22 protein-coding genes are annotated in these 20232 nt (G+C 63.2%); 15 read left to right on the top strand and 7 right to left on the bottom strand.

Annotated elements, in window-relative coordinates:
- Nucleotides 1–132 precede the first annotated feature (132 nt).
- Entirely contained in the window at nucleotides 133–822 is a 690-nt protein-coding gene (locus VGP39_RS22560) for a nitroreductase (RefSeq protein ID WP_327570312.1), read from the top strand.
- Nucleotides 823–1015: 193 nt separating this feature from the next.
- Here the strand turns inward: VGP39_RS22560 and VGP39_RS22555 are convergent, their stop codons facing one another.
- Together VGP39_RS22555 and VGP39_RS22550 are read right to left on the bottom strand one after the other, a co-directional pair.
- Nucleotides 1016–1798 carry an enoyl-CoA hydratase/isomerase family protein gene (locus tag VGP39_RS22555; RefSeq protein WP_327570311.1) on the bottom strand — a complete coding sequence of 261 codons (783 nt, stop codon included), beginning with the start codon at nucleotides 1796–1798 and terminating at the stop codon, nucleotides 1016–1018.
- A gap of 11 nt (nucleotides 1799–1809) precedes the next feature.
- Nucleotides 1810–2919, bottom strand: a complete 1110-nt coding sequence (locus VGP39_RS22550; protein WP_327570310.1) for a cyclic nucleotide-gated ion channel — start codon at nucleotides 2917–2919, stop codon at nucleotides 1810–1812.
- A gap of 200 nt (nucleotides 2920–3119) precedes the next feature.
- Between VGP39_RS22550 and VGP39_RS22545 the strand changes: the two genes are divergently transcribed.
- Nucleotides 3120–3773 (top strand): cyclic nucleotide-binding domain-containing protein, encoded by a 654-nt coding sequence (locus VGP39_RS22545; RefSeq protein WP_327570309.1) that lies wholly within the window; start codon nucleotides 3120–3122, stop codon nucleotides 3771–3773.
- A gap of 16 nt (nucleotides 3774–3789) precedes the next feature.
- Nucleotides 3790–4665 carry a DUF6537 domain-containing protein gene (locus VGP39_RS22540; protein WP_327570308.1) on the top strand — a complete coding sequence of 292 codons (876 nt, stop codon included), beginning with the start codon at nucleotides 3790–3792 and terminating at the stop codon, nucleotides 4663–4665.
- A gap of 249 nt (nucleotides 4666–4914) precedes the next feature.
- Here the strand turns inward: VGP39_RS22540 and VGP39_RS22535 are convergent, their stop codons facing one another.
- Nucleotides 4915–6294, bottom strand: a complete 1380-nt coding sequence (locus VGP39_RS22535; protein WP_327570307.1) for a TAXI family TRAP transporter solute-binding subunit — start codon at nucleotides 6292–6294, stop codon at nucleotides 4915–4917.
- A gap of 350 nt (nucleotides 6295–6644) precedes the next feature.
- Between VGP39_RS22535 and VGP39_RS22530 the strand changes: the two genes are divergently transcribed.
- Both VGP39_RS22530 and VGP39_RS22525 read left to right on the top strand, forming a co-directional pair.
- Nucleotides 6645–7049, top strand: coding sequence for a DUF3307 domain-containing protein (locus VGP39_RS22530; protein WP_327570306.1), 405 nt, complete (start codon nucleotides 6645–6647; stop codon nucleotides 7047–7049).
- Between the two features lie 152 nt (nucleotides 7050–7201).
- Nucleotides 7202–7606, top strand: coding sequence for a hypothetical protein (locus VGP39_RS22525; protein ID WP_327570305.1), 405 nt, complete (start codon nucleotides 7202–7204; stop codon nucleotides 7604–7606).
- Nucleotides 7607–7737: 131 nt separating this feature from the next.
- Here the strand turns inward: VGP39_RS22525 and VGP39_RS22520 are convergent, their stop codons facing one another.
- The gene (locus VGP39_RS22520) at nucleotides 7738–8046 is read right to left on the bottom strand and encodes a YkgJ family cysteine cluster protein (protein ID WP_327570304.1); all 309 of its coding nucleotides are present in this window, start codon (nucleotides 8044–8046) and stop codon (nucleotides 7738–7740) included.
- Between the two features lie 18 nt (nucleotides 8047–8064).
- Nucleotides 8065–8694 (bottom strand): pyridoxamine 5'-phosphate oxidase family protein, encoded by a 630-nt coding sequence (locus VGP39_RS22515; RefSeq protein ID WP_327570303.1) that lies wholly within the window; start codon nucleotides 8692–8694, stop codon nucleotides 8065–8067.
- A gap of 124 nt (nucleotides 8695–8818) precedes the next feature.
- Here VGP39_RS22515 and VGP39_RS22510 point away from each other — a divergent pair, with 124 nt between their 5' ends.
- Nucleotides 8819–9706, top strand: a complete 888-nt coding sequence (locus tag VGP39_RS22510) for a LysR family transcriptional regulator (protein WP_327570302.1) — start codon at nucleotides 8819–8821, stop codon at nucleotides 9704–9706.
- A 115-nt stretch (nucleotides 9707–9821) separates the two neighbouring features.
- On the opposite strand, the gene VGP39_RS22505 is transcribed toward VGP39_RS22510, so the two are convergent.
- Nucleotides 9822–10238 (bottom strand): PaaI family thioesterase, encoded by a 417-nt coding sequence (locus VGP39_RS22505; RefSeq protein ID WP_327570301.1) that lies wholly within the window; start codon nucleotides 10236–10238, stop codon nucleotides 9822–9824.
- Between the two features lie 231 nt (nucleotides 10239–10469).
- On the bottom strand, nucleotides 10470–11639 hold the full coding sequence (gene pobA, locus VGP39_RS22500; RefSeq protein ID WP_327570300.1) for a 4-hydroxybenzoate 3-monooxygenase: 1170 nt from the start codon (nucleotides 11637–11639) through the stop codon (nucleotides 10470–10472).
- 133 nt (nucleotides 11640–11772) lie between these two features.
- Here pobA and VGP39_RS22495 point away from each other — a divergent pair, with 133 nt between their 5' ends.
- The 9 genes from VGP39_RS22495 to VGP39_RS22455 all read left to right on the top strand — a co-directional run.
- On the top strand, nucleotides 11773–12789 hold the full coding sequence (locus VGP39_RS22495; RefSeq protein ID WP_327570299.1) for a TRAP transporter substrate-binding protein: 1017 nt from the start codon (nucleotides 11773–11775) through the stop codon (nucleotides 12787–12789).
- Between the two features lie 343 nt (nucleotides 12790–13132).
- Entirely contained in the window at nucleotides 13133–13642 is a 510-nt protein-coding gene (locus VGP39_RS22490; RefSeq protein ID WP_327570298.1) for a TRAP transporter small permease, read from the top strand.
- Nucleotides 13643–13648: 6 nt separating this feature from the next.
- Nucleotides 13649–14965 carry a TRAP transporter permease gene (locus VGP39_RS22485; RefSeq protein ID WP_327570297.1) on the top strand — a complete coding sequence of 439 codons (1317 nt, stop codon included), beginning with the start codon at nucleotides 13649–13651 and terminating at the stop codon, nucleotides 14963–14965.
- Nucleotides 14966–14967: 2 nt separating this feature from the next.
- Complete coding sequence (locus VGP39_RS22480) at nucleotides 14968–15429, top strand: DUF3237 domain-containing protein (RefSeq protein ID WP_327570296.1); 462 nt, start codon at nucleotides 14968–14970, stop codon at nucleotides 15427–15429.
- 235 nt (nucleotides 15430–15664) lie between these two features.
- Nucleotides 15665–16465 carry a crotonase/enoyl-CoA hydratase family protein gene (locus VGP39_RS22475; protein WP_327570295.1) on the top strand — a complete coding sequence of 267 codons (801 nt, stop codon included), beginning with the start codon at nucleotides 15665–15667 and terminating at the stop codon, nucleotides 16463–16465.
- Nucleotides 16465–18342, top strand: a complete 1878-nt coding sequence (locus tag VGP39_RS22470; RefSeq protein WP_327570294.1) for a feruloyl-CoA synthase — start codon at nucleotides 16465–16467, stop codon at nucleotides 18340–18342. The genes VGP39_RS22475 and VGP39_RS22470 overlap by 1 nt, the downstream gene beginning before the upstream one ends.
- A gap of 20 nt (nucleotides 18343–18362) precedes the next feature.
- Nucleotides 18363–19124 carry an SDR family NAD(P)-dependent oxidoreductase gene (locus VGP39_RS22465; protein ID WP_327570293.1) on the top strand — a complete coding sequence of 254 codons (762 nt, stop codon included), beginning with the start codon at nucleotides 18363–18365 and terminating at the stop codon, nucleotides 19122–19124.
- Nucleotides 19125–19359: 235 nt separating this feature from the next.
- Nucleotides 19360–19779, top strand: a complete 420-nt coding sequence (locus VGP39_RS22460) for a thioesterase family protein (RefSeq protein WP_327570292.1) — start codon at nucleotides 19360–19362, stop codon at nucleotides 19777–19779.
- 85 nt (nucleotides 19780–19864) lie between these two features.
- On the top strand, nucleotides 19865–20232 hold a 368-nt coding region (locus tag VGP39_RS22455), incomplete at its 3' end, for an ABC transporter substrate-binding protein (RefSeq protein ID WP_327570291.1).

Genomic DNA, 20232 nt, shown 5'->3' with positions numbered 1-20232 from the left:
CGCCACAACACCGAGGCGTCATGGCCGGGCTTGACCCGGCCATCCATCTTCTTCGAAAGATTCTTGCGAAGGGGATGGATGCGCGGGTCAAGCCCGCGCATGACGAGTATTGTATTTGCTACTGAGGAATCAATGACACAGCAACCCGCCCCCATCGACGTCCTCGAAACCCTGCTGCGCGAGCGCTACTCCGTGCGCGCCTTCAAGCCCGAGCCGGTGCCGCGCGAAACCATCGATCGCGTGCTTGACGCGGCGCAGCGCACGGCGTCGTGGTGCAACAGCCAGCCGTGGCAGGTGCTGATCGCGAGCGGCGCGGCCAAGGAAAAATTCCGCAAGGCGATCTATGCCGAGGCCTCCTCCGGCGCGCCACAGGATGGCGACTTTGAATTCCCGCGCGAGTATCGCGGCGTCTATCTGGAACGCCGCCGCGAGAGCGGCTTTCAGCTTTACAACACGCTCGAGATCGCGCGCGGTGACAAGGCGGCTTACGCCAGGCAGGCGCTGGAGAATTATAACTTGTTCGGGGCGCCGCATGTCGCCATCATCCATACCGACGAGGCGCTGGGGATTTACGGCGCGATCGATTGCGGCGCCTATGTCGGCAATTTCATGCTGGCTGCGCAGGCATTGGATCTCGGCACTATTCCGCAGGCCGCTCTTGCGCGCCATTCCGGCATGATCCGCCGGCATTTCGGCCTCGGTGACGACCGCCGCGTGGTGTGCGGCATCTCGTTCGGCTTTGCCGACCACGCCCACAGGATCAACAGCTACCGCACCTCGCGCGCCGCCGTGGCCGACACGGTGACGTTCGTGGGGGAATAGCGGTTCGTGTCCCGGACGCGGTGCGGCATTCTTCATGCCGCGCCGCAGAGCCGGGACGTAAGGGGCACCGGCCCTTGTTACGACCCCGGCTCTGCAGCGCACCACGCCGTGAAGTGCGGCGCCATAGCGCGTCGAAGACGCGCGTAAACGCGCTAACGGCGCTGCGTCCGGGGAACGTCTCCGTTTGGACCAGCTAAAACTTCGGCGGACGTTTTTCCGCAAATGCCTTGATGCCTTGCTTGATCTCGGCGCTGCGCATGCTGTCGCGGGCGCGCTGGTCGCAGGCCTCCGTGTCAAGCTGGCCGCGGGAAAATTCGTTGATGGCGCGCTTCATGCCGCGCATCGCGATCGGCGCGTTGCCCGCGAGAATGCCGGCCAGCCGGCCGACTTCTTCATCGAGGGATTCGGCAGGCACGCAAGCAGTGAGATAGCCGATCCGCAGCATTTCGCTGGCTTCGATCTTCTGCGCGGTGAGAAACAGCTTCCTGGCGTTGTCGGCCCCGAGCCGCGAAACGTAGCGTTTGATACCGCTGGTGTAATAATGCAGCCCGAGCCGCGCCGCCGGCATGAACATCTCGGCGGTGTCGACGCCGATGCGGAAGTCGCAGGCCAGCGCCAGATCGGTCGAGCCGCCATAGACGCCGCCATTGAGCCGGCAAATCGTCGGCATCGAGAGATCCTCCAGCCGGTTCGCCACCACCTCGAACGCCGATCCCGCGCTCTGCTGTTCGCCCGCGCCGGCGGCGCGCTCGGCGATCGAGCCGAGATCGTAGCCGGCGCTGAAGGCGCGGCCGGTGCCTGTCAGCACCAGGACGCGGATGGCGGGATCAGCCTCTAACCGGCCGAACAGTTTCAATAGCGCCTCGAGATCGTCGGGCTGCAGGCGGTTCAGATGTTTCGGGCGGTTGAGGCGGATGGTGGCGCGCGGGCCGTCGATGGTAAGAATTGGCGTGCTCGCCGCGGGCGCGTCGGACATGTCTTTCTCCGCTATCTGTTTTCCTGCGCGCGCCGTTCGGCTTCCGCGTCGATGGTGTGGGCGAGATCAGGATGCCGCGCCATCAGCACGTGAAAATCCACGAGGTCGAGCACCAGCAGCCGCGACAGCTCGGTGGTCATGATATTGGCCGATCGCTGGCGGTTGCCGAGCAGCGCCATTTCGCCGAAGAAATCGCCCTCGCCGAGCCGTACCTTCTTGCCCGGCAGATCGACCTCCACTTCGCCGGAGGCGATGAAATACATGCAGTCGCCGGGCTGGCCCTTGCGCACGATCATGGTGCGCGGTGGCAGGTCCATGGTGCGCAGCACGTGGGTGACATCGGCGATCGCCGCCGGGCCGAGCGAAGCGAAGAACGGCACCTTGCTCACCGAGTCCCAGGTTTTCAGGAAATTATCGCGGCGGGTTTCGGTGGCAAAACCGGTGGCGAGAATACCGGTCCAGAGCCCGAACACGCCGAGGCCGCTGATCATCACCATCGCCGCGACGAGGCGGCCAAGCGGCGTCACCGGCACCACGTCGCCATATCCGACGGTGGTCAGCGTCACGACGGCCCACCATAGCGTCGCCGGCAGGCTGCCGAAAACGGCAGGCTGCACGCTGCGCTCCAGCGCGTATACTGCGACCGAGGCAAACAGCAGGACCATCAGGAACAGCACGAGCACGCTCAAGAGCGGCCCGGATTCCAGCACCAGCACCCGGCGCAGCCGCCGCAGGCCCGGGATCCCCGGAACCAGCTTGAGCAGCCAGAGTACCCCCAGTAGCGATGCCGACCTGACATCGGTGCCGCAGGCAATGGCTGTTGGCACCGCGAGCGCGGCGACCGCATCCACCAGCCCGCCGCCGGAGACGGCGTAGGCCAACCCACGCTCGGCGCGGATCGCATGGACCAGGCGCGCCAGCCATTCGAACGCGAAAAAGGCGAGGCAGGCCCAAAGCGCGGTTTCCACCCAGCGACGCGCGGCCTCATAGGCAGGCTCGACGGTGAGAATGACCAGCGCGAGCAGGCCGGCCGCGACGATGGCGTAGGAAACCACGGTCATGCGGCGGACCGACATCGCCGCGAATTGCGCCAGATACGGGAAAATGAACGGCCTGGACATCGGCACAAGGTGCCCGCGCGGCAGAGGGGCGTCAACGACGCGCTGCGGGAGACGCCGAGCCCCGGTCAAAACGCTGTCTTTTGCCGCCTATATCAAACGCTCCCGGGGGACTTTATAATTCATGCCGGCCGGATCGCGCGCGTGCCGCGTCGCCGGGATATAATCGCAATGGTTCACTCCAAAAAATTGGCTGGCTCGCAATGGATACATCACATTTGGCGGAACACATCGGAGCAGCGGGCAGCGTGATCGCATCGGTCTTCGTGGTTGCGACCTACACCATGCGAACGATGATTCCGCTGCGGGTGTTCGGTATCCTCACCAACGTCGTCCTGATTGCGACGGCGATTCCAAGCCACAATTACCTGCAACTGGTGTTGCACGGGTTTCTGCTGCCGATGAACGGCTACCGGCTGCACCAGATGCTGCAGCTGGTGCGCGAGGTGAAAAAATCCGTCAACAGCGACCTGTCGATGGAATGGCTGAAGCCGTTCATGACCGAGCGCAAATGCGCCGCCGGCGAAGTGCTGTTCTACAAGGACGAGAAGGCCGACAGCATGCTCTACATCGTCAGCGGCCGGTTTCGCCTGGTCGAATCCGGCATCGAATTCCCGGTCGGCGCCATTGTCGGCGAACTCGGCATGCTGTCGCCATCGAACATGCGGACCCAGACGCTGGAATGCATCGAAGCCGGAGTGGTCCTGAGCGTGAGCTACACCCAGGTCGAGGAACTCTACGTGCAGAACCCCGCATTCGGCTTTTACTTCCTGCGCCTCGCCAGTGCCCGGTTGTTCCAGAACATCGAAAAGCTCGAGCAAAGGCTGGCGCAACACACTGCGCCGGCCCCGGCATAGAGAGGGCACGCTGGAGGTGGCAGACGTCTGGTCCTCGGTCCGCTATCTGCTCGCCGATTTCATCGGCGACGACGACGCCGCGCCGCCGTTTTTGCCGCACGGCCTGCCCGATGCGGTGGTGCCGGTCGCCAGCGAAGGCATCGAGCGGCTGACCGATTATCAGGGCCCCGGCTACGCCCAACTCTATGTCGACCGCCTGAAGCGGTTCGTCGGCCGCCGTGGCGTTGACGACGCCTTGTTCTGCGAAATCGCGCGGCTGATGGCACAGCGCATGAGCTACGACGATCCGATCCGGATCGCACAGGCAAAACTCGCCGAGCTCGACGCGGGCGCCGCGAAGGCGACCGCGCGCAGCGCTGATGACATCAAGAAATTCCGATGGGACGAGCTTGTCGAAGCGCTTCCCGCCGCCGTCGCGGAACCGGTGCTCGGCGTGCTCGACTGGAGGGGATGGCTGCACCGTCCGGTCTCGATCCGCTTCAGCACCGCCGGCAGGCTTGGCATTCGCCGGCTGAAGATCGAGGCGGGCTTGCGGCGCTGGCGGCTGTTCTCGGTGCGCTATGGCAGCGAGCGCGCCTGGGTCGAACGATGGCTGCACATGATCGACCGCGCGCTGAACAAGCAGCCGCAGGCCGCGCCCGAGATCGTTGAGACCGCGACCATGGTTCACGATTATGGCGACGTCTATCGCCAGGGCCTTGCGGACTGGCACCTGATCATCGACGGCCTCGCCAAACCGACCTTCGACGGCACGCTCGCACTATCGGATCTGGCCGGCGCGATCAGGCAAGCCCGCGCCGCCGCGCTGCCCGACCCGCGGCAGGCCGCGCTGAAGCGCAAGATCGCGGAGATCAGGGGGCGGGCGGTGCCCCCGACGCAGCGTAGCGCGTAGCGTTCTCAACCTCTCCCCGCTCTTTCGCGGGGAGAGGTCGAAGCCGGAGCGTAGCGAAGGCTTCGGGTGAGGGGCGAGGCAGTGCGTCAAACCCGCGCGAAGGACTCTCGGGTCGGCTAATTGCGTTGCAGGCTTCCGACCCGACAAGTCTTCGATTTAGCAACGCCGTGCCTGGCCCCTCACCCGGCGCTTCGCGCCGACCTCTCCCCGCGAAAGAGCGGGGCGAGGTTAAGAGGACGCGGTGCCTACTCAAGCGCTGTGCACGGTCTTGACGCTGACGACGTTGTCGTCGTGCGAGGCGTGGCGCTTGAGGTGATCGCGGCGCATGCCGATCTCGTCGCGGACGAATTCGTAGCCGAGCCGGAACGTGTCGAGCCCGTCGCTGGAAATGGTGCCATCCCTCAAGCCGACCACCGCACCCCGCAGGATCGCTTCCAGTTCATCCTGCAGCGCGTCGATTTCATCCATGGTATGGGCGTGCTCGATCCGCTCGCCGACGCCGAGGATAGCCGTCGCCAGCTCGCTGGCTTTCTCCGGCGCGACGCGGGTGATCTTGGTGTAGATGCCGGCGAAGATCGAGCCGATGATGCTGAGCGCGGCGGCACCGAGATACATCATGTCGCTGTAGCGATCCATGAACGATTTTGTATCGTCGTTGATGTATTCGGCCGCACCCGGATGCGCGATGATGAGGGCGTTCTTGTCGGTATCCGCAGGCTCGATCTTGGCGGCGAAGCCGTCGTCGAGCGCCAGCTCGGATTTATTCTCGTAGATGATGCGCGCGAGTTCGCCGGCCGAGCCGGTGGACATCCTGGACTGCGCCACCAGCAGCCATTGCAGGGCGATGGTCTCGAGGTCGTCGTCGGGGATTGCAGGCGCCGACGACAGCATGCCGGTTTCCAGCGTCTCCGATGAAATACCCGGGATGCGCCGCGCGATGGCCTTGGCCTCGTCGATGGCGTTCAGCGTGAAGCCGCCGGCCTGGCGGGCGTATTTCTCGTAAGACTTGTCCTTGATCATCTTCGAGGCATGCGCGACCACCGCGACGGCGCCATAGCCGGACGCGAACAGTTTATCGAGCGCGGAATCGGCCGGCACCGTCTGGATGCGCAAGGCGCTCGCGTCATCGACGGGCTCGAGCGTCCGGCGCAGGAAGGCTTCGTTCTCGCTGCCGCCGACCACGGCGACCTTGGTCTTCTTCAGTGCCGCCAGCGATTTGATCTTCTTGCCCTTGGGGGTGATCAGCAGCAGCACGTCATGTTCGAGAATGGCGATGGCGCGGGCGCGGGCTGGGAGCCTGGCGTCGGTCCGCAGCACCACCAGATCGGCCTGGCGGCGGTCGAACTGCGCCACCGCCTTGGCGTCGTCCGCATTGGCGACGATCTTGAGCCGCAGCTTTGAGCTGTTGTTCTTCAGCACTGTGGCGAGCTTGGCGGCGAAACGTGCCTCGACGCCATTAGCCTCGCCGGTGGCGAACACCAGCGTTTCGGAATGCCGAAACCAGATGCGGCCGCCCCAGACCGTTGCGAGGGTCAGGACCACTGTCAGCGCCGCGAACAGCAGCAGCTGCCGGCGATTGCTGAGTGCTGCCGGTCTTTCCACCGATGACGGGGGTTCTTCCACGCTCATGGCTCATATCCGGACGGCCGAAGCGCTACGTCGGTGTTGCAATGATGGTCCGACGGACGCCCGAACCGGCTCGTAAATATCTAGAAAGCAACGACAATTCTCGGCCGCCGACGATATCCCACTAGCTGTGGATTGCAATCGCCGCGGCGCGGTAACCTTAACCCCGCGGGATGCCGCGGTTGTAACGCGCGATTGTCACACCCTGTGTTTTTCCAGGCTCCTACAGGTGCAATCCGGCGCGGGAGGTGCCATAAATGGGAAATTATCGTCAAATTGTTTCGCGGGTTGCGTTGAACGCCTGAAGTTGCGGTGTTGCGGTTTCTTGTCGGTTTTAGCGAAGGGCGTCAGCTTTGTCGTTCCCCTCCATGTCGTCATCGGTCGCGGTCGGCGCGCTGGTCGGTTGGATGCTCGTCCTCACCTTCAAGCACATCGTCGCCGATTTTTTCCTGCAGAACACCTGGATGGCGCTCGGCAAGGACCAGAAGACCGGCTGGGCGCTGCCGCTGCTGGCGCACTGCCTCGTTCACCTTGCGGTGTCGATGCTGCTGATCCTGATCATCGCGCCAAAATTCTGGTTCGTCGCCTTCATCGATTTTGCGATCCACCTCATCGTCGATCGCGCCAAGGGATTTTGCGTCGCCACCTTCAACGTGACGATGGACCATCAATGGTTCTGGTGGCTGATCGGGATCGATCAGGCGCTGCACCATCTCACCGGCTTTGGCCTTTCGATCTTCATGGCGGCGAACGGCTGATTTCAAATCGTCATGCCCGGGCGAAAGCGGGGGTATCCGGCAGCATGAGGCGCCATTCCGATTCGCGGGCATTGTTCAAGCCCGGCTCGCTGCGGTGGTTAACCTTCCGTTAGCAAATTGCATTGCATCCTGCGGCTTGGGGGAGATTTGCCATGTTTTCCAGCCGCGACGCTTTCGAGAACGATTTCTGCCCGGTCCGGGACGATCTGCTTGGCGCCATGTACCGCGCCAACGAAAACGGCCTGCCGCAACTGGTGGAGAGCGTCTCCGCCGACGTGCGGGCGATGCTGGCGCTGTTCTGCTACAAGCGAAGCCATTTGCACTCGCTGGCGCTGGCGATCGCCGCCAGCTGCAACGAGCGCGACCTCATTCAATTGGGCGGCCGCGTCGGCTCCACGCTCTACGCGCTGTCGCAAGAGACGCCGGCCGCACGCGCGGCACCTTCCTCCTCTTACGGCAACCGCAAGCCGATCACGCTGTCAACCAAGCCGCTCAGCACCTTCGCGCCGCTCGACGACGAACTGGACGAAGATTTTGCGCAAGCTGCGACGGCGTAACGCTCGTCGTCCGCGCGAAGGCGCGGACCCATATTCCCTGGCCTTGCTTGTTGCAGAAGGTATCTGCCCCAGCCGCTAAAACGCGACGACACGGCGTATGGGTCGCCGCCTTCGCGGGGACGACTCCCAGATTAGGCCAACACCGGCAAGCCATGCCTGCGACGCGCCATGGCGCATTCGGGATCGCCGGGCATGCAGGTTCGGCACACCTCCGGGCGCACCGCATAGATTCCGCACGACGTTGCAATGCCGATCTTGCCGGTCAACGCCGAGCAACGTTCGCCGTCGCAGCGCATGCCGGACAGCTTCTCGTTGACGAATTTTTGCGGGATCAGATCGAGCGCGGCGTCGTCTTCGGTGGTGAACCGCGGCCAATTGCTTGAATACGCGCAGCAGGCGCCGCAGGCCTGGCAGGGGCTGGTGTCGCCGATGGTCTCCATCGTGGCGGTTTAGCGCGATCAGGTCGCCGCCGATACCGCGCTTTTCGATCTTGCCAGCTCCGCTTCCAATTCCGCGATCCTCGCGTCACGCGCGGCCAGTGCCGCTGCGACATCGGCGGCGTCGAACTTTTGCGGGATGTGTTGCGGGCAGTTGGTGTCCCACGCCGATACCTTGAACAGGATCACCTGTTCCGGACGCGCCTTGTAGCCTGCCGGCATCAGCGATTTCAGCAGCGCGGGATCGTCATCGACCACGCGGGCCTCTCCCCAGATCTTTACGCGGCGGCGGTGCGCGTAATCCATTGAGAAGATGTGAGCCTTGGGATTTTCGGCAAGATTGCCTTGTGTGATGTATTGCCGGTTGCCGCTGTAATCGGCGAAGGCCAGCGTGTTCCTGTCCAGAATTTTGACAAAACCTTTCGGCCCGCCGCGGTGCTGGATATAGGGCTGGCCGTCGGCGGTGGCGGTCGCCATGTAGAAACTGCTGGTCTCAGCCAGAAAAGCCGCAAGGTTCTCATCCACCTCGGTGCGCCAGCCGCCGTTCTGCTCGACCCGTGCATAGGCGTCGCGCGACCCCTTGCGGGTCTGAATGGCCTTGACCGCAGGGCTGAAAGCCACGTCGCTTGGGTAGGTGTGGGTGTCGGACATCGCAGGACCCTCCTGAATTCGTTCGGCGGAGCGAAGCTCGCCTCAGGCTCGAACATAGTTCTATCTGAAATTTCAACAATCCGCTCGCTTGACACTTCATCATTGCAATATATGAAATAATCCCATGGATCGCATCGACGCCATGGCCGCCTTTGTCGCGGTCGCCGACCTTGAAGGTTTTGCGCCGGCGGCCCGCAAGCTCGGCCTCTCGCCATCAAACGTGACCCGGCTGATCGCGGCGCTGGAGGAATGTCTCGGCGCGCGGCTGTTGCAGCGGACCACGCGCTCGGTGTCGCTGACCGACGTCGGCGCGCGTTATCTGGAACGCGCCCGCCGCATCCTCGCCGACGTCGAAGAAGCCGAAATTTCCGCGCAGGCCGAACGCACCCAGCCGAGCGGGCGGCTCGTCGTGTCCGCCCCGATCGGGTTTGGCCGTATCCATGTCAGTCCGGTGATGTCGGCGTATCTGCAACGCTATCCCGACGTCAGCGGCGAACTGCGCCTGTCGGACCGCATGATCAACCTCGTGGAAGACGGCGTCGACCTCGCGGTTCGCATCGGCCATCTGGCCGATTCCAGCCTGGTGGCGCGTGGTGTCGGCGACATGCGGCGGATCGTGGTGGCTTCAAAGGATTATCTCACGCGGCGCGGCGAACCCAGCACGCCGGCTGCCATCGCCGGCCACGATACGATCCAGTTCGGCGCGTCGGACTGGCACTTCGTCGAGGATGGCCGCGAGGTTCGCGTGCCATGCACGCCGCGCCTTATCACCAACAGCGCCGATGCCGCGATCTGGCACGCCGAGCAGGGCGGCGGGCTGACACGGGTGCTGGCCTATCAGGCCGCGGCGGCGATCGAGGCCGGCCGGCTGAAGATCGTGCTGGCGAAATTCGAGCAGGTCGCATTGCCGATCCACATCGTCTATCCAACCTCGCGGCTGCTGTCGGCCAAGGTGCGGACGTTCGTCGATCTGGTAGTGGAGCTCAGCGATTGGGAGTTCGGGAAGCGCTGAAATACCAAAGTCGTCATGCGCGGGCTTGACCCGCGCATCCATCTTCTTGGAAAGACTCTTTGCGAGAATGATGGATTGCCGGGTCAAGCCCGGCAATGACGGAGCTCGTTGCTGGCTACGCCTTCTTCACCACCCGGAACGTTCCATTGGCGCGCGCGATCACCGCGCCATCGGCTTTCACAAAACACTGCGCAAAGCAGATCGTGCTGCCGGTCCTGATCACATCGGTCTCGACCGTGAGCCATTGCCCGATCTGCGCGCTGCTGATGAAATCGATGGCCATGCCGACCGTCACCAGCGACACGGCGCCGCGCAATTGGTGGCCGCAGCTGTGCCCCATCGCCTTGTCGGTCAATGCGGCAATCAGCCCGCCATGGACGAAGCCGCGCGCATTGGTGTGCGGTTTGGCCAGCCACAGTCCGAGGATGATCGCTTGCGGCGTCTGCTTCTGGTAGATCGGCTCCCACGGATCGGTCAGCGGGCTGCCGCGGGACTGGCGCTCAAAGCCTTCGGGGATGGTTTGTTCGGTCATGCCTGCTTGATCCTTGCAAGAGCCGCCATTGAACCGGATCGGCAACGGAAATACAGAGCAACAAAGTTTAAAACAGCATCCCGCCGCCAACAGCGTGTGAGCTTGGCGTCGCCCCATTCGTCACTGCGAGCGAAGTTCGTAGGATGGGTAGAACGAAAGCGAAACCCATCATCCCTGCGTGCCGATTGCCGTGATGGGTTTCGCAAGCGCTCAACCCATCCTACAAGATTGTCAAAACGGCAGTCCGACGTAATTCTCCGACAATGACGCCGCCGCAGCCTGCGAACTCACCAGATAATCCAGTTCCGCCAGTTGTATCCGCGCGCCGAACTCGCCGGTGTCGGGAAATTTGTGCAGCATCGAGGTCATCCACCAGGAAAACCGCACCGCCTTCCACACCCGCGCCAGCGCTGTTGCCGAATAGGCGTCGATGCCGGCGGAGGATTTCTCGGCGTAGAACTCGCGCAGCGCCTGCGACAGATAATGCACGTCGCTGGCGGCGAGATTTAAGCCCTTGGCGCCGGTCGGCGGCACGATATGGGCGGCATCGCCGGCCAGAAACATTTTTCCGAACCGCATCGGCTCGGCGACAAAGCTGCGTAGCGGCGCGATGCTCTTTTCGATCGACGGGCCGGTGACCAGATTGTCGACGGCCTTGCGGTCGAGCCGCCGCTTCAGCTCATCCCAGAACCTGCCATCCGGCCACTGGTCGATATGATCGTCGAGCGGACATTGCAGATAATAGCGGCTGCGGTGCATCGAGCGCATGGTGCACAGCGCGAATCCGCGCGGGTGATTGGTGTAGATCAGTTCGTGCGACACCGGCGGGGTCTCCGACAAAATCCCAAGCCAGCCGAACGGGTAGACCCGCTCAAAGGTCTGAATCGCGGACGGCGGCACGCTCTGCCGGCTGACACCGTGGAAACCGTCGCAGCCGGCGATGAAATCGCAGGCGATTTCGTGTGTCACGCCGTCCTTGGCATAACTCACGCGCGGACGATCGCCATCGAAATCATGCGGCGTGACGTCGGCGGCCTCGTAGACCGTGGTCAGGCCGGAATCGGCGCGCGCGGTCATGAGATCGCGTGTCACTTCGGTCTGGCCGTAGATCATCACGGTCTTGCCGGTGGCGGCATGCATGTCGATGCGATGCCGCGCGCCGCCGAAGGCCAGTTCGACCCCATGGTGGACCAGGCCCTCGCGGTGCGCGCGCGTGCCCGCGCCGACTTCATCGAGCAGCGCCACCGTTCCTTCCTCGAGCAGGCCGGCGCGGATGCGGCCGAGCACATAGTCCGGCGTCTGGCGCTCCAGGATGACGTTGTCGATTCCGTAAGCGTGCAGCAGTTGGCCGAGCAGCAATCCCGCCGGCCCCGCACCGATGATTGCGACGTTTGTCCGCAATACTTGCTCCCCCGATTGTTGTAGGCTTGATCCGTCGAGTGTGCGGCTGCGCATACTTGCAATGATAATTATATCATATAACAATATCCGCAAAGGGCCGATCAACGGCCGATGCCGCGAGGGAGAGATGTCGATGAGGAAAGCGTTTTTGGCGTTGCTGCTGGCCGCCAGTGTGACGCCTGCGTTCGCGCAGGACAAGAGCTTCGAACTAAAGCTGTCGCACTGGGTGCCGGCGTCGCATCCGCTGCAAAAGGCGCTGGAAGACTGGGGCAGCGCGGTCGAGAAAGAATCCGGCGGCACCGTCAAATACAAGGTTTACCCGGCCCAGCAGCTCGGCAAGGCGTTCGACCACTACGACATGGCGCGCGATGGCATTGCGGACGTGACGTACATCAATCCGGGTTATCAACCCGGCCGCTTCCCGATCATCGGCGCCGGCGAGCTTCCGTTCCTGATGTCGGACGCCAAGGGCGGCTCGATGGCACTCGACGCCTGGTACCGTAAATATGCCGAGAAGGAGATGAAGGACGTCAAGTTCTGCCTGGGTTTCATCCATTCGCCGTCGTCGTTCCACTCCCGCACCAAGAAGATCGTCGTGCCGGATGACGTCAAGGGCATGAAGATCCGCCCCGCTCACGCCACCATGGCGAATTACGTGACGTCGCTTGGCGGCACCAACGTACAGTCCTCGGCGCCGGAAGTCCGCGACATCATCGAACGCGGCGTCGCCGACGCCGTCACCTTCCCGTGGGGATCGGTGGTGTTGTTCGGCATCGACAAGGTGACGAAATATCACATCGACGCGCCGCTCTACGTCACGACCTTTGCGTTCGTGATGAACAAGGACAAATACAATCAGATGTCCGCCACGCAGAAAAAAGCGATCGACAACAATTGCAACACCGAGGCCGCCGGCCGGGTCGGCGAACCCTGGGGCAAGTTCGAGGACACCGGTATCGAAAAGATCAAGGGGATGTCGGATCACGAGGTCTACAAGCTGACGCCGGAGCAGACCGCGCTGTGGAAGAAGGCATCCGAGCCGCTGATCAAGACCTGGGCCGAGAATGTCAAAAAAGCCGGCGGGGATCCGGACGCTGCGATGACCGAACTTCGCGCCGCTCTCACCAAATACAACGCCCTGGCGCAATAAGACCTGACGCACGCCGGTACGGCGGCGGGATGGTCCTGCCGCCGTCGTCCCCTGCAATCGCTAGAGCATGATGGCTTCAGGTCAAATCGCCATGACGTTCAGGTCACCTCTCCCCGCAGGGGAGAGGTCGGATCGCATCGCCAGATGCGATCCGGGTGAGGGGCTTATCCGTGAATCCAAGAGCGCTTGGAGAGACCCCTCACCCGAAGCCTGCGCGAAGTTTATCATCGGGCGGCGCTTCGCGCCGACCCGGTGGCTCCGGCTTCGACCTCTCCCCCGCGGGGAGAGGTGACGCGAGCCGCCTCAACCTAAATTCATCACGCGCTAGCCTCGCGGAGCGGACATGAATCGCGCATCTATGGATCGTTTCATTGACACGATCGAATGGATTGCGGCCGGATTCGTCGGCATTGTCGCGCTCAACATCTTCATCTCGGTTATTCTGCGCAATACCCTCAATTATGCGATCCCCGACTCGTTCGATATCGGGCGCATGCTGCTGGGCATCTTGATCTTCTGGGGCATCGCCGCCACCAGCTACCGGGGCGGGCACATCACCGTCGATCTGATCTGGGCCAATGTCGGTCCGAAATACCAGCGCATGATCGACGTGTTCGCGACGCTGGTTCTGCTGTTCGTGGTGGCGGTGCAGACCTGGACGCTGTTCGACAAGGTACGCGGCACCTACAACGACAACGTCCTGACGTTCGACATGCACATGCCGACCTGGCCGTTTTTCGCCGTCGCATGGGCCGGCGACGTCTCCGCGGTGCTGCTGATCGCGATTCGTACCTATCGGCTGATTTTTTACCCGGAGCTGATGCGCGAACCCGAAATCAAGATCGCAGAGTAGACTGGGATGAGCACCGACGCCGTCGCCGTCCTGGGATTCGTCGCGCTGTTCGCGCTGATGCTGCTGCGGGTGCCGGTGGGCATGGCGATGGGCCTGGTCGGCGTCACCGGCTTCGGTTACCTGGTCGGCTTCTCGCCGGCGCTCAAAATGGTCGGCCAGACCTCGATGCGCACGGTGACCGACTATACATTCGGCGTGATTCCGATGTTCCTGCTGATGGGGACGTTCGTCAGCAATTCCGGCATGAGCCGGGAGCTGTTCCGCGCCGCCAACGGGTTTGTCGGACATTTGCGCGGCGGGCTGGGGATTGCCACGGTGGCGGCGTGCGGCGGCTTTGCCGCGATCTGCGGCTCGTCGGTGGCGACAGCCGCGACGTTTTCGGCCGTAGCCTATCCGGAGATGCGGCGGTTCGGCTATCCGCAATCCTTTGCCACCGGCGTGATCGCGGCCGGCGGTACGCTGGGCGCCATGCTGCCGCCGTCGACCGTGCTCGCGGTGTACGGCATCATCACCGAGCAGGACATCGGCAAGCTGTTCATCGCCGGCATCATTCCCGGCCTGCTCGCGATGACGATGTACATGCTGACCATCGCGCTGATCGGCTATTTCAGGCCGGGTTTTTTGCCCACCGGTCCGCAGACCACATGGCGCGAGCGCTTTGCGGGCCTGAAAAATATCTGGGCGCCGGTGCTGCTGTTCGTATTCGTCATCGGCGGGCTTTACGGGCTGCCCTTCCTGCCGCGCTTCACCCCGACCGAAGCCGGCGGCGTCGGCGCTACCGGCGCGTTCCTGATCGGCGTGCTTACCGGGCGGTTGGACAAGGAGAAGATCCTCACTTCGCTGCTGCAGGCGACCCGTACCGCCGCCGCGGTCTTTACGGTGCTGATCGGCGCATTGATCTTTGGATATTTCCTCACGGTGACGCAGACCCCGCAGAAGGTCACGGAACTCCTCACCGGCCTCGGTCTCGGCCCTTACGGCATCCTCGCCCTCATCATGGTGATGTATCTGGTGCTGGGTTGCCTGATGGACGCGATGGCCATGATCATCCTGACGGTGCCGATCATCTTTCCCGTGATCATCCATCTCGGCTTCGATCCGATCTGGTTCGGCGTCATCATCGTCATGACGGTGGAACTCGGCCTGATCCATCCGCCGGTGGGGATGAACGTCTTCGTGATCAAGAGCGTGGTCAAGGACGTGTCCTTTGCCACGATTTTCAGGGGCGTGATCCCGTTCGTGGTGACCGACTTGATTCGGCTGGTGATCCTGATCCTGTTCCCGGTACTGGCGCTGTGGCTGCCGACACGTATGGCTGGATAATTATGGCGCCGCAGCTTGCGACCAAATACGTCTTCAGCCTCGCCATAAAAGTCGGCGCGCCGATCGTTGCCGGCGACCTCGGCCATGGCGTGAGGCGCATCATTCCGATCCTCGGCGGCGAGGTGCGTGGGCCGGGCATCCACGGCACCATCCTGCCATGCGGCGCGGATTTTCAGGTTATCCGTCCCAACGGTTTTACCGAGCTGGAAGCCAAATATGCGTTTCAGATGGAAGACGGCGCCGTCGTCTATATCGAGAACATCGGCATCCGCTTCGGGCCGAAGGAAGCATTGGACCGGATCGCGCGCGGCGAGATGGTCGATCCCGCGCTGATCTATTTCCGTTCGGTGCCGAAATTCGAGACCGGCGCCGAAAACTGGCGCTGGCTGATGCAAAACCTCTTCATCGGCGCCGGCGCCCGGCATCCCGACCGCGTCGAACTCGACGTGCATCAGGTGCTGTGACTCTTACCCTCCCCTGGAGGGGGAGGGTCGACGCGAATGAAATTCGCGGCGGGGTGGGGTGAAGGTCTCTCGTCGCGAGCGGTGTCTGAGGCGGAGACTGTCACCCCACCCCGTCGAGCATCTACCGATGCTCGCCGAGCCTCCCCTTCGGGGGAGGGTAGGGGGGATCTCCTTATTGACTCTTCCCAAATTCGTTATAGAACATAACTATTCTATCTGGGAACCAATAGCCGCCATGGGAAACGCCTCTGTCGCAGCCGCGGGCCCGTCCGCGCTGCTCGTGATCGAGCAAACCGGCCCGGTCCTGATCGTCGGCCTGAACCGTCCGGCCAAGCGCAACGCGCTGAATGACGGCATTATCCTGGCGATCCAGGACTGTTTCTCGAACATCCCCGACGACATCGGCGCCGTGGTGATCCATGGCGTCGGCGAGCATTTTTCTTCCGGGCTCGACCTGTCCGAACTGACCGAGCAGGACGCCACTGCCGGCCTGATCCATTCGCAGATGTGGCACCGGGTGTTCGACCGCATTCAATACAGCCGGGTGCCGGTGATCGCGGCGCTGAAGGGCGCGGTGATCGGCGGCGGGCTGGAATTGGCCTGCGCGGCGCACATCCGCGTCGCGGAGCCGTCGACCTATTACGCGCTGCCGGAAGGCCAGCGTGGCATCTTTGTCGGCGGCGGCGGTTCGGTGCGGCTGCCGCGGCTGATCGGGGTGGCAAGGATGACCGACATGATGCTGACCGGTCGGGTCTATTCCGCGACCGAGGGCGCGGCTTATGGCTTTTCGCAATATCTCACCGACGCGGGCAACGCCCTCGGCAAGGCGATGGAACTCGCGGAGCGGGTCGCGGCCAATGCGCCGCTGACCAATTTCGCGGTACTGCAGGCGCTGCCGATGATCGCCGAGGCCAATCCGCAGACCGGGCTGCTGATGGAATCGCTGATGGCGACGGTGGCGCAGAGCGACAAGGAAGCAAAACGCCGGATTCGCGATTTCCTCGACCGCAAGACCGCGAAGGTGAAGCCTTCCTGATGAGCGCGACGCCGAACAAGATTCCTGCGCCTCCCGATGCGGCTCATGCGCTGCGCGCGATCTCGTTCGGCAATCCCGCCGTCAGCATCGACCGCCGCGACGACGGCAGGATCTATCTGCGCCCCAAAATCGCGCTCGGCGACTATCCGGTTCGCATCACCGATCGTCTTCATCACTGGGCGGCTACGGAGCCGAACCGCGTCTTCATGGCCGAGCGCGACGGCAGCGGCTGGCGCACCATCACCTACGCGCAACTGCTGGCCTCGGCCCGGCGCATCGCCTCAGGCTTGCTCGCGCGCGATCTGTCGCCGGACAGGCCGATCGTGATTCTCTCCGGCAATTCCATCGATCACGCGTTGATGGCGTTCGGCGCGCTTTACGCGGGAATTCCGTTCTGCCCGGTATCCCCGGCCTATTCGCTGATTTCGAAAGACTACGGCAAGCTCGGCTTCTTGATGAAGCTGCTGACGCCGGGGCTGGTGTTCGCGGACGACGCAACCAGGTTCGGCGATGCGCTACGCGTCAACGTGCCGGTTGAAACGGAAATCGCCGCCTCACGCGGCGAAGTGCGCGGCCGCAGCGTGACCCCGTTGGCTGACTTGCTGGCAACGCCGGAGCATCCGCGGCTCGATACGATACACAAAGCCATCGGTCCGGACACCATCGCAAAATTCCTGCTCACCTCGGGCTCGACCGGCAATCCAAAGGCCGTCATCAACACCCAGCGCATGATCTCAGCCAATCAGGTGATGCTGCGCGAGACGCTGGCGTTCTTGAAGGACGAGCCGCCGGTCATCGTCGACTGGCTGCCGTGGAATCACACTTTTGGCGGCAACCACAATATCGGGCTGACGCTGTTCAACGGCGGCTCGATGTATCTCGACGAAGGCAAGCCGATGCCCGGCGGCATCGAGGAGACCGTGCGCAATCTGCGCGAGATCTCGCCGACGGTGTATTTCAATGTGCCGAAGGGCTATGAATCGCTGCTGCCGTATCTGCGCGACGACAAAGCGCTGCGGCAGAAATTCTTTGCTCGCCTGCACGCAATGTTCTTCTCGGGCGCGGCGCTGTCGCCCTATGTCTGGAACTCGCTCGACGAACTGGCCGTGCAGGAAACAGGTTTTCGCGTGCCGATGCTGACCGGCCTCGGCGCCACCGAAACCGCGCCGTTCTTCATGTCGGTCACGCCCTTAACCAGCCGCTCCGGCCATGTCGGCCTGCCGGTGTCGGGCAATGATGCAAAGCTTATTCCGAACAACGGCAAGCTGGAGGTCCGCGCCAAGGGGCCCAACGTCACGCCGGGTTATTGGCGCCAGCCGGAATTGACCGCGAAAGCCTTCGATGAAGAGGGTTTTTACATCTTCGGCGACGCCATCAAACCGGTTGATCCGGACGACTTTCACGCCGGCTTCGATTTCGACGGCCGGATTTCCGAGGATTTCAAGCTTGGCAGCGGCACCTGGGTCAGCGTCGGGCCGCTGCGGGCGCGTTTTGTCGCGGCCTGCGCGCCGCTGCTGCGCGACGTCGTGATCGCCGGCATCAACCGCGACGAATTGTCGGCGCTGGTGGTGCTCGACCTCGACGGCTGCCGCGTTATCAATCCGGCGCTTCCCGCCGGCGATCTAGCGGCTGCAGCTTCCGATCCGGTCGTCCGTCAAGCCTTTGCCGATCGGCTGAAACAATTTGCAGCGGACGCAACCGGCTCGTCGACGCGCATCACCCGCGCGGTGCTGCTCGACACGCCGCTGTCGATCGACAAGGGCGAAGTCACCGACAAGGGGTCGATCAACCAACGCGCGGTGCTGGATCATCGCGCTTCTCTGATCGACGCGCTGTATGCGCCGACACCAGATTCGCACGTCATCTCGCTCGCATAGAAAAATCATTCGGAGGAACCATGCAACTAAAAGATCAGGCCGCCATCGTCACGGGAGGCGCATCGGGGCTGGGCGCCGCCACCGCGCGAAAGCTCGCAGCGCAGGGCGCCAGGGTCGCGGTATGCGACCTCAACATAAAACTGGCCGAGGAACTGGCCAAAGAGATCGGTGGTGTCGCAGTGGCCTGCGACGTCGCCGATGCCGCGTCCGGCGAAGCGGCCGTGATTGCCGCATCGAAGGCGCATGGGCCGGCGCGCGTGCTGGTGAACTGCGCCGGCATCGGCGTCGCCAAGCGCGTCGTCGGCCGCGAGGGGCCGCATGGGCTGGCGGATTTTGACCGCGTGATCAGGGTCAATCTGATCGGCTCGTTCAACATGCTGCGGCTTGCGGCGGCGGAAATGACAAAGCTGGAGCCGCTCGATGGCGGTGAGCGCGGCGTCATCATTTCCACCGCATCGGTTGCGGCTTACGACGGGCAGATCGGACAGGCAGCTTACTCGGCGTCGAAGGGCGGCATCGTCGGCATGACGCTGCCGATCGCGCGCGAACTGGCGCAGTTCGGTATCCGCGTGCTGACGATCGCACCCGGCCTGTTCCTGACGCCGTTGCTCGGCGCGTTGCCGCAGGCGGCGCAGGACAGCCTCGCCTCGGCAATTCCGTTTCCGCATCGGCTGGGCGCGCCGGATGAGTACGCCTCGCTGGCGCTGCACATGATCGACAATCCCTACCTCAACGGCGAAGTCGTGCGGCTCGATGCCTCGCTGCGCATGGCGCCGAAATGATGTTAACTCGCGCGATGAATTCAACGTCACCTCTCCCCGCTCTTTTGCGGGGAGAGGTCGGATTGCGAAGCGATCCGGGTGAGGGGCGAGGCACTGCGATCAATTCATTTGCAGCATTTAAAGGTCGCTCTCGTGCGCGACCCGCCAGTCCGCGGCGCGTCGTGACGCATTGCCACGCCCCTCACCCCGACCCTCTCCCCGCGAAGAAGGGCGGGGAGAGGGAGAAGAGGTCCTGATGTTCGTCAACCGCCGCGACGTGCAGATCCAGTGGGGCGACTGCGACCCCGCCAACATCGTGTATTACCCGCGCTATTTCGAGATGTTCGACGACTCCACCTCGATCATGTTCGAGGCCGCCGGCTTCTCCAAGCAGGACATCGTCAGGAAGTATGGCCTGGTCGGCATACCCATGGTGGACACGCGCGCGAAATTCCACATCGCCTCGACCCATGGCGACTGGATCAGAATCGAGAGCCGGGTCGAGGCCTGGCGGCGGTCGAGCTTTGACGTGGTCCACAACGTGTTCAAAAGCGAGGCGCTGGCGATCGAGGCGTTCGAGACCCGCGTGCTGGTCGGGCGTCATCCGGACGATCCGGGAAAGCTTAAATCCGCAGCGGTGCCCGAAGAGATCATCGCACGGTTCAAGCAGGGCTGACTTGGGCCCAAGCATAACCTAAAGAAGGGACTGATCCGGCAACGGAATTCGACTACCAGAACAACAACACCAACGGGAGGAATGAATGAAGAAGTCTTATCTGTCCGCTGCGGCGTTCGCAGCCGCGCTGGCGCTGCCGGCATTGCCGGCGATGGCGCAAAGCAATGAAATCGTGGTCGGCATCACCGTCACCACCACAGGTCCCGCAGCGGCGCTCGGCATTCCCGAGCGCAACGCGCTGGATTTTGTGGTCAAGGAGATCGGCGGCGTGCCGATCAAGGTGATCGTGCTCGACGATGGCGGCGATCCGACCGCGGCCACCACCAATGCGCGGCGTTTCGTCACCGAATCCAAGGCCGACGTCATCATGGGCTCATCGACCACGCCGCCGACCGTCGCGGTATCGACGGTCGCCAACGAAGCCGGCGTTCCGCATCTCAGCCTCGCGCCGTT

Origin of the sequence: Bradyrhizobium sp. (assembly GCF_036009065.1) — a bacterium.
GTDB lineage: Bacteria > Pseudomonadota > Alphaproteobacteria > Rhizobiales > Xanthobacteraceae > Bradyrhizobium.
This window is presented reverse-complemented; position numbering and strand designations above follow the sequence as displayed.

Bases quoted from the DNA above. Each gene is read 5' to 3' on its own strand.
- VGP39_RS22560 (WP_327570312.1), top strand. From the start codon at position 133: ATGACACAGCAACCCGCCCCCATCGACGTCCTCGAAACCCTGCTGCGC.
- VGP39_RS22555 (WP_327570311.1), bottom strand. From the start codon at position 1,798: ATGTCCGACGCGCCCGCGGCGAGCACGCCAATTCTTACCATCGACGGC.
- VGP39_RS22550 (WP_327570310.1), bottom strand. From the start codon at position 2,919: ATGTCCAGGCCGTTCATTTTCCCGTATCTGGCGCAATTCGCGGCGATG.
- VGP39_RS22545 (WP_327570309.1), top strand. From the start codon at position 3,120: ATGGATACATCACATTTGGCGGAACACATCGGAGCAGCGGGCAGCGTG.
- VGP39_RS22535 (WP_327570307.1), bottom strand. From the start codon at position 6,294: ATGAGCGTGGAAGAACCCCCGTCATCGGTGGAAAGACCGGCAGCACTC.
- VGP39_RS22525 (WP_327570305.1), top strand. From the start codon at position 7,202: ATGTTTTCCAGCCGCGACGCTTTCGAGAACGATTTCTGCCCGGTCCGG.
- VGP39_RS22520 (WP_327570304.1), bottom strand. From the start codon at position 8,046: ATGGAGACCATCGGCGACACCAGCCCCTGCCAGGCCTGCGGCGCCTGC.
- VGP39_RS22515 (WP_327570303.1), bottom strand. From the start codon at position 8,694: ATGTCCGACACCCACACCTACCCAAGCGACGTGGCTTTCAGCCCTGCG.
- VGP39_RS22510 (WP_327570302.1), top strand. From the start codon at position 8,819: ATGGATCGCATCGACGCCATGGCCGCCTTTGTCGCGGTCGCCGACCTT.
- VGP39_RS22505 (WP_327570301.1), bottom strand. From the start codon at position 10,238: ATGACCGAACAAACCATCCCCGAAGGCTTTGAGCGCCAGTCCCGCGGC.
- VGP39_RS22495 (WP_327570299.1), top strand. From the start codon at position 11,773: ATGAGGAAAGCGTTTTTGGCGTTGCTGCTGGCCGCCAGTGTGACGCCT.
- VGP39_RS22490 (WP_327570298.1), top strand. From the start codon at position 13,133: ATGAATCGCGCATCTATGGATCGTTTCATTGACACGATCGAATGGATT.
- VGP39_RS22485 (WP_327570297.1), top strand. From the start codon at position 13,649: ATGAGCACCGACGCCGTCGCCGTCCTGGGATTCGTCGCGCTGTTCGCG.
- VGP39_RS22480 (WP_327570296.1), top strand. From the start codon at position 14,968: ATGGCGCCGCAGCTTGCGACCAAATACGTCTTCAGCCTCGCCATAAAA.
- VGP39_RS22475 (WP_327570295.1), top strand. From the start codon at position 15,665: ATGGGAAACGCCTCTGTCGCAGCCGCGGGCCCGTCCGCGCTGCTCGTG.
- VGP39_RS22470 (WP_327570294.1), top strand. From the start codon at position 16,465: ATGAGCGCGACGCCGAACAAGATTCCTGCGCCTCCCGATGCGGCTCAT.
- VGP39_RS22465 (WP_327570293.1), top strand. From the start codon at position 18,363: ATGCAACTAAAAGATCAGGCCGCCATCGTCACGGGAGGCGCATCGGGG.
- VGP39_RS22460 (WP_327570292.1), top strand. From the start codon at position 19,360: ATGTTCGTCAACCGCCGCGACGTGCAGATCCAGTGGGGCGACTGCGAC.